Annotated in this window: 11 protein-coding genes; 10 read left to right on the top strand and 1 reads right to left on the bottom strand. The window is 50.6% G+C overall.

Annotated elements, in window-relative coordinates:
• Positions 1-63: 63 nt before the first annotated feature.
• Both Q8O92_01215 and Q8O92_01220 read left to right on the top strand, forming a co-directional pair.
• The gene (locus tag Q8O92_01215; GenBank protein ID MDP2981933.1) at positions 64-705 is read left to right on the top strand and encodes a fused MFS/spermidine synthase; all 642 of its coding nucleotides are present in this window, start codon (positions 64-66) and stop codon (positions 703-705) included.
• Positions 702-1,538 carry a class I SAM-dependent methyltransferase gene (locus Q8O92_01220; protein MDP2981934.1) on the top strand — a complete coding sequence of 279 codons (837 nt, stop codon included), beginning with the start codon at positions 702-704 and terminating at the stop codon, positions 1,536-1,538. The genes Q8O92_01215 and Q8O92_01220 overlap by 4 nt, the downstream gene beginning before the upstream one ends.
• A gap of 104 nt (positions 1,539-1,642) precedes the next feature.
• Here Q8O92_01220 and Q8O92_01225 read toward each other — a convergent pair whose 3' ends face one another.
• The gene (locus Q8O92_01225; protein ID MDP2981935.1) at positions 1,643-3,460 is read right to left on the bottom strand and encodes a T9SS type A sorting domain-containing protein; all 1,818 of its coding nucleotides are present in this window, start codon (positions 3,458-3,460) and stop codon (positions 1,643-1,645) included.
• Between the two features lie 585 nt (positions 3,461-4,045).
• Between Q8O92_01225 and Q8O92_01230 the strand changes: the two genes are divergently transcribed.
• The 8 genes from Q8O92_01230 to Q8O92_01265 form a co-directional block, all read left to right on the top strand.
• Entirely contained in the window at positions 4,046-4,912 is an 867-nt protein-coding gene (locus tag Q8O92_01230; protein ID MDP2981936.1) for a cupin domain-containing protein, read from the top strand.
• Positions 4,913-4,929: 17 nt separating this feature from the next.
• Positions 4,930-5,793 carry a cupin domain-containing protein gene (locus Q8O92_01235; protein ID MDP2981937.1) on the top strand — a complete coding sequence of 288 codons (864 nt, stop codon included), beginning with the start codon at positions 4,930-4,932 and terminating at the stop codon, positions 5,791-5,793.
• Between the two features lie 112 nt (positions 5,794-5,905).
• A complete protein-coding gene (locus Q8O92_01240) occupies positions 5,906-6,781 on the top strand; it encodes a cupin domain-containing protein (GenBank protein ID MDP2981938.1) in 876 nt (291 codons plus the stop codon).
• 489 nt (positions 6,782-7,270) lie between these two features.
• A complete protein-coding gene (locus tag Q8O92_01245) occupies positions 7,271-7,900 on the top strand; it encodes a hypothetical protein (GenBank protein ID MDP2981939.1) in 630 nt (209 codons plus the stop codon).
• A gap of 614 nt (positions 7,901-8,514) precedes the next feature.
• Positions 8,515-9,981, top strand: a complete 1,467-nt coding sequence (locus tag Q8O92_01250) for an SH3 domain-containing protein (GenBank protein MDP2981940.1) — start codon at positions 8,515-8,517, stop codon at positions 9,979-9,981.
• Positions 9,982-9,989: 8 nt separating this feature from the next.
• Entirely contained in the window at positions 9,990-11,249 is a 1,260-nt protein-coding gene (locus Q8O92_01255; GenBank protein MDP2981941.1) for a uroporphyrinogen decarboxylase family protein, read from the top strand.
• Between the two features lie 15 nt (positions 11,250-11,264).
• Positions 11,265-12,509, top strand: a complete 1,245-nt coding sequence (locus Q8O92_01260) for a hypothetical protein (protein ID MDP2981942.1) — start codon at positions 11,265-11,267, stop codon at positions 12,507-12,509.
• 212 nt (positions 12,510-12,721) lie between these two features.
• A partial coding sequence (locus Q8O92_01265) for a hypothetical protein (GenBank protein MDP2981943.1) occupies positions 12,722-13,053 on the top strand: 332 nt, incomplete at its 3' end.

Genomic DNA, 13,053 nt, shown 5'->3' on the forward strand with positions numbered 1-13,053 from the left:
AGAAGTATTTTTTTGGCATCTTTAAAAACGTAAAAAATAAGTCGCACCGTATATAAAGGTACTATGCTGACAAAAATTCTTATCTACATGATTACTTTTTTAGGCGGCGGAATCTTTTTAGGACTTGAAATAATTGCCAGCCGGGTTTTAGCTCCTTATTTCGGGAATTCGATCTATGTATGGGGGAGCCTGATAAGCGTTTTTTTATTGGCGTTGAGCATCGGTTATTATTTCGGCGGTCTTTTGGCAGATAGAATGCCGTCCTTTAAAATACTCGCACTGCTGATTCTGGGCGCGAGTTTTTTTGTCCTGATAATACCTGTTATCCAAATTCCGGTCAGCAGGATTATCGTTGCATGGGATCTGGAATTGCGTATTTCTTCACTCATTGCCTGTATTTCTTTTTTCATGATCCCTTCCGTGTTAAACGGTATGATAACCCCGTTCGTCATTAAACTAAATACTGCAAAACTCACAACCATCGGGCAGACAGTCGGAAATATCTATGCGGTTTCTACCATGGGAAGCGTCACAGGAGCTCTCCTGGTTTCTTTTTATTTGATTCCGAGCATAGGAACCCGCGCCATACTTATTTTATCCGGCATAGTATTGATCTTCACCAGTTTTTTAAGTTTTCTAACTGACAAAATTTTGTCGCATCAAAGAAAAGATTATCATCAATGCACGAAAGGAGAATTAACGTGAACATATCGCATGGAGTACGCAGGTCGTTGTTGGCTCTCTCCCTGCTCGCGTTACCAGCCGGTATTTTCGCACAGGCGCAGCAGCAGAAAGAGCAATTCGAGCCGCATGTCGGCCAGGAAGGCAAGGATGTTGTGTGGGTGCCGACGCCGCAGGCGCTGGTGAATAAAATGCTCGACATGGCTAAGGTCACTCCGGAAGATTTCCTGATCGACCTCGGCTCAGGCGACGGGCGCACAGTTATTACTGCCGCTAAGCGCGGCGCCCGGGCAATAGGCATCGAATACAACCCGAACATGGTGGAGCTTTCGAAGCGCAGCGCCGAAAAAGAAGGAGTCTCCGATAAAGCTGCTTTCGTCAAAGCCGACCTGTTCGAGACCGATATCTCACATGCGACTGTGATTACCATGTTTCTTTTGCCTGAGATCAATCTTAAACTGCGTCCGAAAATTCTCGATCTCAAGCCCGGCACCCGTATCGTATCGAATACTTTCACCATGGAAGATTGGGAGGCCGATGAGACCGCCACGGTTGATAATGTCGGCTCCTCCTGGGACACAGCCCTTTTATGGATAGTGCCGGCAAAAGTGGGAGGCACATGGCGGCTGGCTCAGGGAGACCTCACGCTCAAGCAGGAGTTCCAGATGATTTCCGGCGCGCTCAAATCCGGCACTAACAACACCTCGATTGAAAATGGCAGGCTGCGCGGAGATCAGATCAGCTTCAGCGCCGGAGGCGCCCAATACACCGGCACCGTGAACGGCAACACCATGGAAGGAACTGTCACATCCGGCGGAAACAGCAGCAAATGGAGCACCGCCTACATAGGGTTATAACATTGTATATCGCTGCGGTCTTGAATGCACCATGGCAGTAGTAAAAAAAAAGGCCCGGTATTTGATTCCCGGGCCTTCAGAAGAAATTAAGACAGCGCAATGACCTATTTCAAAAGTGTCATCTTCAGTGTCTTGGAAGTATTTCCGGATTTTACCGTATAGAAGTAAATTCCGGCGGAAAACTTGGATGCATTCCAGGTAACGGAATGTGAACCGGCTGTCATAAACGCGTTGGTGATGGTATCCACTTTCTGGCCCGCCGCGTTGAAGACATCAACACTTACCATTCCGGTTTTTGGAACGGTGAAACTGATGGTGGTTTCGGGATTGAAGGGATTGGGAGTATTCTGGGAGACGGTGAAAGCCTCAACCTGATCCTCCTTCACCGATATTGACTGCGAAATACTGCCTTGAATGGAATCATTGGCGATATACCAGAGGCTGGTGGGATAAGTTTTCTGGGTAATATTGTCGCAGTAGATACCGTCAAATGCAGTATTACTGTCGACAATAACAGGGCCGTATTTAAGGCCGGCCACATCCCCGGCGTAAGCAAGATAACCGAATCCCGTTCCATCGGGACCAAGGAGTCCAAAAGACACAGCCCCCAGATCATAGGTCGAAAAAATGGAAAATCCAAGCGGATCTCCGCTGTAATCGTACACCCAGGGTGCGGTGCTGTCGCCGGAACACAACCATGCTCTCGCTCCGGCGTTCGGATCCCAGAAACGGTCACCGACATAATCGCCGTTCCCGTTATACCATAACGTGACATCAGAGTCTTTTGTCTGGGTGGGATCGATGCAGTGCTTCATGCAGAAAGATAGACCCTGGTTGTAAATACGGCCGTTGGAGTAATTGGCCTGGGTCGGCCCGCCATGGTATTTGTATCCCTTTGCCACTTCTGTGGGATCCCACCACAACCACTTAAAGTCATAGGTCCGCAGCACGGTGCCGTCATTGGGGTCCAGATAGTACATCATTGCCGGATTTGAGATATCGGGGTAGCCATTATCGCCTACTATGCACCAGAGGCTGCTCAGGTTGTCGCTGATCGGCCCGGCGTATCCTGTGGAAGTGTTTGCAAAAGTCACTTCTCCGTCTGTGCCGAAATCCATTTTCTGCTGGCTGGTGCCGTTGGGAACCCACGAGTATTTCCGGACTTTATGAAGCCCTCCGGGGACCACCGCTTTGGGAATGTAGTTCTGAACGAAAAATTTTGTATGCTCGCCTGGCATAAGAGCAATTTTCCCGTCATCGCCCCAGCCCATGAAGGCGGTTGTTTCAATCATGGTCGAGTCCTGCGGGGTGGTTCCAATAATCCATCGGGCGCGAATCTTCATTCCGGGATTCTGGGTTTTGCTGTCATATCCGCCGTTGGCCACGGAAAGCTGAGGTACAGCAACCGGTGAAGGATAATATACGGGGTTGGCCATAACCATGTTCTTGGCGTCATACTGCTGAATATGTCCGGCGCAATTAAATTTCGGACCGAATTTGGTGCTCACGAGCTCTTTGGGAGACCTGCTGTCGTACGCCCATATATAATACGTGTAATCTCCCGCCGGAACCAGGCTGCGATCTCTCGCCTTGCCGTCCCAATTCATCACATTACTTCCGATATCCAGCATCTGGGCGCCGGACATATACATGCAGGTATCGACACGATTCATATAATGCCAGCCCAGGAAACCGTTTCTAATTTTTACTACCGATGCGGCTTTTCCCTTGGTATACACAAAAAATATCGCGGTGGCGGGAGTGCCTGATACCGTAACCGGTATGGCAAGATTTTTGCCGTCGAAGCTGTATTTCAGTTGCTGGGGTACGGTAAGCTTCATAATTTTGGGTGTAAAGGCAGCCGCAAAGACTGTTGATGCAGTAAATAAAAGCAATGATGCGCATACAATAAAGCGTTTCATGGTACGAATCTCCTTCTAAAGAGAAAAATCACAGCAAACCAGATTCTTTACCACAATACTTCCGATTTTCATCACCACCTTTCCACTCAATTCCGTATATAAAGAATTAAAACACTATGCAGAAAAGAAGCTGATAACTTTCTAATATAAATTTAATACTTTTTTAACATTTGTAAATGATTATTTTCAGTTTTTCTTAATCAATTACTGATGATCCGGCAAAAAGTAATTTTTACATTATTTTATGGTGTTTTAAACCTCACCCCCCGTCCCCCTCTCCTAGTCATGAGAGGGGGTAACTCATTGCTGGCTATGTTTTTACCCTCTCCTGGATAGGAGAGGGTGGCCGAAGGCCGGGTGAGGTTTTCGTCAATTCAGAGAGCTTTTTAATACTTTTTGCCGCATCATCAATTACTCAATAATTCTATATTTTCTATTCATCATACTTTATCGGAGGGTAAGTTTCAAAAAACTGTTTATCCTCCAGACGACTCTTGCAAAACTCGAAATACCTGTGTATCTTGAGGAAAATGCTCACAAACACGTTTCTCTCAACAAAAATCACCTTTATGCCGGAGGTATGCGATGGTACGAAAAATTACGCTGGCAGGACTCTTTTTTACTCTGTGCCTGCCCTGTTTATTGGCTGCCCAGACGCTGGACGGGAGTCCTTATACTCCCGGGAAAGACCCTGATATCGATCTCTACATGGTGAACTGGAAAGACTCCGCGCCGAAAAAAACCTACGGCGCCCTGACTGAACAAGCGATTTTCACCAGGGGCGACCCGATGAAACCGCCGGCAAAAGGCGCGGTGCTCAAGTACTGCAATCGTTTCAGCCATGCCGCATTGGAACCGCAGGCCACCACCGGTCCGGTCACCCTTCAGGGCGAGCAGGAAGTGTACTATATCCTTTCCGGCAAAGGCGCCATCAAAACAGGCAAGAAGACCGTTGACCTTTATGAAGGCATCTGCATTCTCATGCCCGCCAATCTTACATTCGTCATGACCAGTACCGGTTCCGAACCGCTCACCATGTACCTGGTCAACGAGCCGATTCCCCAGGGATTCCGCCCCAATAAGGACATACTTGTCAGGGATGAAAACACCATCCCCATTACTTCCACCAACGGCCATTGGTGCCACATCGTCAAAGGACTCTTTTCCGCCGCCGATGGGTTCGGAACCCTGGAGGCGGTGCTTACCGTGTCGCTGGATCCCATGACCATCGCCCATCCCCACAGCCATGACACGGGCTGCGAAGAGGCGTGGACTGAAATCTCCGGGACCAGTATTGCTTTCATCGGCAAGCAGATCCGCATGCAGCCCCCCGGAACCGGGTATATGATCCCACCCAACGGAAACACTCCCCACGCCAACATCAATACTTCTGACAAACCGATCAAATTGTTATACTTCGCTCGCTATAAAGATCACGAGGTGAGAAAATAACAACCAAGGAGAAAACCATGTCCGTCAAAGCATATACCCTGAGCTTTCTGATGTTTCTTGCGATTCAAACCGCCGCGTCCGGCCAAAGCCTGGACGGTTCTCCCTATACGCCCGGCAAGGATGCCGATATCGACATGTTCATGGGATGCTGGACCGAATCCAATCCCCGGGTGACCCACGGCACCCTGATCGAGCGGGATATTCTGACAAAAGGGAATGCTCTTACTCCCCCCCGCCGTGGCGCGGTGATGGAGTATGTGAACCGTTTCGCGTACGGTACCCTTCCCGCTCACAACACCACCGTTCCCACCGCGCTCAAAGGCCAGCAGGAAGCTTTTTATGTTCTTTCCGGAAAAGGTACGGTAACCGGAGGCGGAAAAACAGCCGATCTTTTCGACGGCATCTGCTTCTTTGTCCCGGAAGGCCTCGAATTCACCATGACCAATACCGGCGACGAGCCGCTGACCATGTATGTCATCTCCGACCCGGTGCCGGAAGGTTTCAAACCCGGAAAAGAAATCCGGGTTAAAAACGAGAATCTGTTTCCCCTCGGCACTAAGGACGGCCACTGGTGCTACCAGGAGCGTGACCTGCTTACGGGCCGTGACGGCCTCGCTACCATCTACGCCATCATCACACTCACCATGGATCCCATGACCATCGGACATCCCCACAGCCATGGACGCGGCACCGAGGAAATATGGACTACCATCAAGGGGAACAATATAGCATTCCTCGGCAAGCAGATCCGCATGCAGCCGCCGGGAACGGCCTACATGATACCGGAGGACGGGAAGACTACCCACTCCAATATCAACCAGTCAAAGACCGAGCAGGTGAAGATGCTCTATATCGCGGTTCGAAAGGATTTGAAAAAGTGATAGTGCATCACATGACACGTGTCACCTTTTAAAAATAGATGCCGAAACAAGTTCGGCATGACACGTGTCATCCTGAACTCGTTTCAGGATATATTCCGAATAGGAGGACTCCATGTCACGTCCGATTTCCATACTCTGTCTTCTTCTTCTGACAGGGTACACCGTTCCTGCATTCGCGCAGAATCAGCTAGATCCGGCGCCGTACGATCCGGCCAAAGAACCGAACCCGGACATGTACATCTCAAGTTATAAAGATTCCATGCCTGTGCATACGCACGGCGCCCTGATCGAACGGGCGGTGCTCACCCGCTGCGATGGCGATCCCATGAATCCGCCGACCAAAGGCGCGGTGCTCAAGTATGTGAACCGCTTCTCCTACGCCACCCTCGATGCGTCCGGCTCCACTTCGCCGACCACACTGAAAAACGAGCAGGAGCTTTTCCTTATCCTTTCCGGCAAAGGCAGGGTAACCGCCGGAAAGAAAACGGTGGAACTCTATCCGGGGATGTTTTTCATGGTTCCCTGCAATCTCAGCTTCACCATAACCAACACCGGCGATGAAGAGATGACCATGTACCTGGTAGCCGAGCCGACTCCGCCCGGATTCCGTCCCAATACGGACCTCTTCGTGCGTGACGAGAATGTAACGCCCTGGACTACGTCCAACGCCCACTGGGTCAATGCCTACAAGGATCTGATCATGCCCGATGACGGCCTGGCGACGCTCCAGATGGTGCTGACTGTCGAGTTGTACCCCATGACTTTTGCCCAGCCGCACAGCCACATTCCAGGATGCGAGGAAGTGTGGGTGACCATGAGCGGCGAGGTATACTTCCTTCTCGGAAAGCAGATTCGCAGGCTGCCGGTCGGCTCGGCCTATGAAATTCCGCCGAATGATAAAGTCCCGCACGCCAACTTCAATGTGTCGGAAAAACCGATCAAGTTTTTCTATTTCGCACGTTTCAACGACCATGAACCGAGGAAATAAAGTGCCTGAGTGCCTGCACTTCGACAAGCTCAGTGCCCGCTTGCTGAGCCTGTCGAAGCAAGTGCCTGTCGAAGCAAGTGCCTGAGTTGCAAAATAGGGGCAACCCCCTGTGGTTGCCCAAAAAAAGCTGGTGAAAATGGATAACATACTCTATTACGGCGACAACCTGGATGTTCTGAAAACGAACAATATGTCAAGCATCGGATGATATCCAATTCCCTTATATTTCCCTTATTTGGGGTGACAGTTAGCTTTTTTGTATAATAGTTTATTATTTTTCTTCGCGATTCAATAGAAACAATTTTATAATGGGTGTTATGAAGGGGCTACAGAATTATTTGTTAGACCTCGGAGGCTAAAGGAGACTCCGCTATGGCAAAAATCGCGGAAAAGATTACGAACCTCGCTCTATAACAACTCAAAAAGCATCCGGATGGCGTCCGTTATGGGGACCTCGTACGCCTCATTGAGACGGCTGATGCCTCATTGATGAACAACACCATTCACGGTACCGTCTGGGACCTGGCAACTCGTCTGCCCGAAAAAGTCTACAAACCCTCGCGCGGCCTTTTCCGGCTCGTCGAGTTCCTCGATAAGGACACGGATCAGCTCAAGGTCGATCTTGTTCCAAAGCCCCCGCAGAAAACGAAGGAAGAAGACTTCTACTCTCCTTTTGCAGATTGGCTCGTCAACGACTTTGAAGAGTGCACCAAGGCGATTCCCCTTGGCGGCAACAAGTTTAAGGATAAATGGGGTACGCCGGACGTGATCGGCAAGCGGGAGTCAAAGAAAAGTGACATTTTGCAAGCGCCAACGGAGATCGTCTCCGCCGAAATCAAGACCGACGTCTCACAACTCGTTACCGCGTTCGGGCAGGCCTGCGCATACTGCCTCTTCAGCCATAAATCATATCTTGTGGTGCCAGAGGACTCCCCTCAAGGTGAGGTTGCGCGGCTCGACTCGCTCTGTCAGGTGTTCGGCGTCGGACTAATCCTCTTTGACGTTGCATCGCCCAATGATCCGAAGTTCAACGTCAAGGTTCGCGCACGTAAGCAGGAGCCAGACATGTTCTACGCCAACAAGTACATGCGGCTCATCGAGACTGAAATGTTTTCTTGAACGGAGGTCTAACCCGCCGTCGTAGCGGAATCTCGGGAGCGGCGCTTTGCGCCGTCCCTCGATCCGTTGAATGGTAACGTTAGGCTTTCCCGATTATTTAATTGATTCTCTCAGATTTCAGATTTTACATTTCAGATTTCAGACCATATTCTCTCTCAAAAACACCTCAATATCTCTCGTCGCTATTATTCCACCGTCTCTTGCTCCTGCTATAAATTCAACTTTGAATGCCTGATAGAGCTGCCTCGATAGTATCGGATTTCCTGTATAATCATAGAGTATTGCAAATGCCGCCTGAGAGCACTTATGTATTTTTTGTTTTTTTTCCCGTCTCTAAGTCTTGTTATTGCTTATTCTAAGTTTTTTTTTATATATTGTATTTGTCTGTTTATGTTTGATTCTGAAAAAAAATATTTTTTATTATAAATGGATTTTTCCTGTTTTTTGCGCTTTTTTTATCCTTTTCCGAAAGGAGAAGAAATCCCCTCTGCCTGTCGGCATCTCCCCTTATTAAGGGGAGAATTATACAATGCTGTCTTTTTCCTTCTTTTTTGCCCCCTTAACAAGGGGGTCGGCGCTGTGCGCCGGGGGGATTTTTAACAAGGAGAACGCACATGCACTTGAAAAAGCTTCCTCTCTCCCTTATGTTCGGCCTCATGTTCGGAACCATCGCGGTGAGCGCCGAGTTTTACAACCGCGCCCCGGATGTGCTTCCGGGAACGCTCCCGGAGATGAACACTACAGCATTCTGGATCGCCAAAATGAAAGCCCCGGATGAGGTTATCCTGACTCCTTCCGCCATCCAGGCGATGAATGTGTCGTACCTGTCGCGCATGAAAGCGCCCGATCCGTTCAAAGGTGTCGACAAAGACCGTATCCCCAATCACGATGATCTGAACCGCTGGCCGGGACGGTATATCGTCCTGCCGGACCTGGCGTCCATGACCCCTGCGCAGATCGCAGCCGCTGTGCGTGAGGAAGTGGCCAAGGATATCAATTTCATGCGGGGGAAATACTCGAAGAACGTCCTCGGCCTCAAATCGGTCGAATTCAAGGAATTTGGTAACATGCTCGGCATCAAGTACACCGATTGGGAGCTGGACCGTTTTGAGAAGGAAATGGCGCCCGACCTGATCGGCAGCACGGTCACCCCGCTCGATGCAGTAACGGTCTCTAGCGCCCGGCTGCGGATCGTCCCCACTTTCACTCCAGAGCAGGTCGGTCTCATGGAGAACGGCAAAGCACGCTGGGATGTATGGACAGTCAACATCGTCCGTGTCGGCGCCCCGGTTTCGGTGCTGCACAGCTCACGGAGCGGCGGATATGTTTTTGTGCTCTCTCCAGAGGGTTACGGCTGGATAAAAACCGAGGAAACGGCATTCGCTCCAAAAGCGGATATTACTAAATTCTCCCGGCCCGCCCTATTTGTGGTCTGCACCGGCGACCGCGTCCCCTACTATTCCGATGAATCATGCAGGTATGCCTCCGGATGGCTGCGGCTTGGCGACCGTCTGCCTCTCGTTTCACAGGCTAATCACCGGCAGGTGTTTGTCCCCGTCCGCCGGGCGAACGGGAGGCTCGCCACAGAGCAGGCATGGCTGGCGAAGGATGCGGACGTTCATGTGGGATGGCTGCCTTATACGCGCCGCAACGTGGTGACCACCGCTTTCAAGATGATGGGGAACCCCTACGACTGGTCGATGGCCTGGTATGGCCGTAATCATGAGACTACGCTCCGCGATCTCTTCGCCTGCTTCGGATTCGAGCTTCCGTTCAACGCGGAGCTGTTCACCTTCTTCTCGGATAACAAAAAGCGGGTGGTTCGCCCCGCCGAGGGCAAGGCCGAGCAATACAAGGCCATTCTCGCCAACGAGCCGTTTATCACCATTCAGACATGCGGCGGAGGGCACTGCCAGCTTTTTCTTGGTGAACACAACGGGGAACCCATCGTACTCGACACCACCGGCTACGGCTATGACAAGGACGGCGTCCGCTGCGAGGTGCGGCGTCTTACTGTAAGCAATATGTCCATGCCGGAATATTTTCTCAAGACCAATTTCACATTCTGCGAGCTGAAGTAGGAGCCGCCATGACTTCCAGAGAACGAATCATTGCCGCCATCAATCACCATGAACCGGACCGTACGCCGGTTGATTTCGGAGGAACCGTTGTGTCCGGCCTGACCGCAGGTGTCATACCGCGCCTGCGAATGGCGCTCGGGATGGATAAAACGGAACAACCTGTGAAGGTATTCGAGCCTATCCAGATGCTCGGAGAGGTGTCGGATGACCTCCGTGAGCGTCTGCACGGCGACTGTATCGGAATTTTCGGCACCTCGACTCGCTTCGGTTTCAAGAATGCCGACTGGAAAGAATGGAAGATGTTCGACGGCACCCCTGTGCTCGTTCCGGGAAAATTCAACACTGAGCCGGATGAAAACGGCGATATTGTCCAGTATCCGCGCGGGGACAAAACCCTCGCTCCCAGCTCAAAGATGCCTAAAGGCGGTCTCTATTTCGATGCTATTGTCCGCCAGAAGCCGATCAATGAGGACAAACTCGATCCTGCGGACAATGTGGAGGAATTCGGCCCTATTCCCGATTCAGAGTTGGAGCATTTCAGGAAAAGCGCCGAATATCTCCATGCCAACACCGACTGCGCGGTCATCCTGGCCATGCCCGGCGCCGCGCTGGGCAATGTGGCCGCCATTCCCGCTCCCTGGCTAGAATCTCCAAACGGAATCCGCGACACCGAGGAGTGGTACATCTCCCATGCGCTCCGCAGGGATTATGTGTATGAAGTCTACGACCGTCAGACCGACATTACCATGGGCAATCTCCGAAGGGTGTACGAGGCGGTCGGCGATAACATCGAGATTCTCTACCTGAGCGGCTCCGATTACGGCACCCAGCGCGGCCCTCTCTTCTCGCCGGACATGTTCCGCGACCTCTACAAGCCCTTCTTCGCGCGGATGTGCGGCTGGATTCACGCCAACACCAACTGGAAGGTAATGATCCACTCCTGCGGGGGAAACCGTCCCATCATGGAGGACATTATCGAGGCCGGCATCGATATTTTCAATCCGGTACAGTGCTCAGCTGAAGGTATGGAACCGAACGGTCTCAAGAGGGATTTCGGCGATCGTATCACGTTCTGGGGCGGCGGTGTAGACACACAGAGAACCCTGCCTTTCGGGACACCGGACGAGGTTTATAAGGAAGTCCGTGAGCGTATCCGGATTTTCAATAAAGGCGGTGGTTTTGTATTCAACACAATCCATAATATCCAGGCCAACACTCCGACAGAAAACATTCTCGCCATGCTGAAGGCTATCGAGGATTCTTTTTGAAAAAAGGGTCTTCCGATGAGAAGAATAATACCGGTTCTGTTCATACTGCTGTTCGCAGGCTTGGCCCTGTCTGTACCAAATATTTTTAAAAAAGTCGGGTTATACACCGATGCAAATCGTGCAGTACCTGAATCGTTTACACCCCCGCCGTACACCAGTCGCAGCAGCAGTATGGTAACGGAAGCCGCGAGTCAGGACACAACCGAAATAATCCGTTTTCAAAAGTGGCTCGACGCCAAGGGAAGCACGCCATCCGACTATTTGGTGAAAGTAGCCGGAAGCCACCAAATTACGATTCTTGGCGAAAGACATGAAATTCGGGAAAACCTGGAATTCTTGAACCAGATTATCCCACGGCTCTATTATCAGTCCCATGTAACCTGCATCGCCATGGAATCGTGTGTGGCCGAAGATAATGAACGCTTGAGAAAGCTCGTGACCGCTCCCGTTTTCGACCGGCGGCTGGCTCTGGATATTGCACGCTCGCAGGGCTGGAAGACATGGGGTTGGAAAGGATATTGGGATGTGTTGGAGACGGTATGGAGAGTCAATCAGGAGATTCCGGACAAACAGCAGAAAATAATAGTTGTCGGTATCGATTTTATCTGGGACGGCCCCTCTTTTGCACTTCTGGGACTGGGGGATGAAGGTTTGAATGTACCCTTCTGGCAGAAGTTTAAGGGAATCAGCGCGATTGATGATATCATTTTGCTATCCAAACGCGATGAAATCATGGCGCGCAATATCGAGAAAAATATACTGCAAAAAGGAGCGCGCGCGGTAGTGCTTGTAGGGGCAAATCACTCGTTTATCAACTACCGCCAGGCAGTAGTGAGAAACGGAAAAGTTCTGAAGGAATGGAGCCGGATGGGATTCCTGCTCCATCAGAGGCATGGGAATGATATTTATCAAATCCTGCTCCATGATTCTTCAGACGGCCTAGTTTCCCGGTTTATCGAAAATGCGTGCAGAGAACGCAATGAACCGGTCGGATTCGATGTACTCAGTTCTCCGGTTGAGTTCCTGCGCGACAGCAAAGTTTCTCGATATAGAAACCGTCCCGCGGTTTGTTTTTCCGATATTGCCGCCGGGTATATCTTCCTGAAGCCCTCCATGGAACTACACCGGTGTCAGTGGATTGACAATTATATATCAAAAAAGATGTTTGCCGCCTACCGGCACTATTATGAAGGGATATGTAAACAAAGATTGCAGAATGCCGAAGAGGCAAACCGAGTCTTTGCGAAGTCAAAACAATAATATCACTTTTCTCTATGGAGGTGTTCCATACTCGGGACACTCATCAAAAAAAATGGCAAAAAATGTGGCCGGAATTGACGCTTGCGAAACCCTGATTGGTCTGCATTGTCTTTATCATCGTAATATAGCTAATATCAGAGGCTTTCTGGAGTTTTTCGTTTTTCTCCTGACTCCTGTCTTCTGACTCCTGTATTCCCTTTTTTGAGGTTTCAATGACTTCCAAAGAGCGTGTTAACGCCGTCCTCAGGGGCGAGATACCGGACAAGGTTCCCTGGGGAGAATGGGCGGTCGATTTCGACACGGTTGGCCGGGTGCTTGGGCATGAGACCTATTACCGTGCCAAGGCAAAATCACAGTTCGCGTTCTGGGAAGGCCGCCGCGACGAGGTAGTGCAGAGCTGGAAAGAGGATGCCATCGCATTCTTCCGAAAGATGGACTGTTTCGATATTATCAATGTTGCAGCGATGGCTTCAAGTGTGGCTCCGCCGCGCGGTTTTGAGTTCGAGAAACCGAAAAAGATCGGGGAGAACACATGGGAATTTCG

The organism is Candidatus Latescibacter sp. (genome assembly GCA_030692375.1).
Taxonomy (GTDB): Bacteria; Latescibacterota; Latescibacteria; order Latescibacterales; family Latescibacteraceae; genus JAUYCD01.

What these genes read in the sequence shown, in the direction of transcription:
- Q8O92_01215 (MDP2981933.1), top strand. Translation starts at nt 64, where the DNA reads ATGCTGACAAAAATTCTTATCTACATGATTACTTTTTTAGGCGGCGGA.
- Q8O92_01225 (MDP2981935.1), bottom strand. Translation starts at nt 3,460, where the DNA reads ATGAAACGCTTTATTGTATGCGCATCATTGCTTTTATTTACTGCATCA.
- Q8O92_01230 (MDP2981936.1), top strand. Translation starts at nt 4,046, where the DNA reads ATGGTACGAAAAATTACGCTGGCAGGACTCTTTTTTACTCTGTGCCTG.
- Q8O92_01235 (MDP2981937.1), top strand. Translation starts at nt 4,930, where the DNA reads ATGTCCGTCAAAGCATATACCCTGAGCTTTCTGATGTTTCTTGCGATT.
- Q8O92_01240 (MDP2981938.1), top strand. Translation starts at nt 5,906, where the DNA reads ATGTCACGTCCGATTTCCATACTCTGTCTTCTTCTTCTGACAGGGTAC.
- Q8O92_01245 (MDP2981939.1), top strand. Translation starts at nt 7,271, where the DNA reads ATGAACAACACCATTCACGGTACCGTCTGGGACCTGGCAACTCGTCTG.
- Q8O92_01250 (MDP2981940.1), top strand. Translation starts at nt 8,515, where the DNA reads ATGCACTTGAAAAAGCTTCCTCTCTCCCTTATGTTCGGCCTCATGTTC.
- Q8O92_01255 (MDP2981941.1), top strand. Translation starts at nt 9,990, where the DNA reads ATGACTTCCAGAGAACGAATCATTGCCGCCATCAATCACCATGAACCG.
- Q8O92_01260 (MDP2981942.1), top strand. Translation starts at nt 11,265, where the DNA reads ATGAGAAGAATAATACCGGTTCTGTTCATACTGCTGTTCGCAGGCTTG.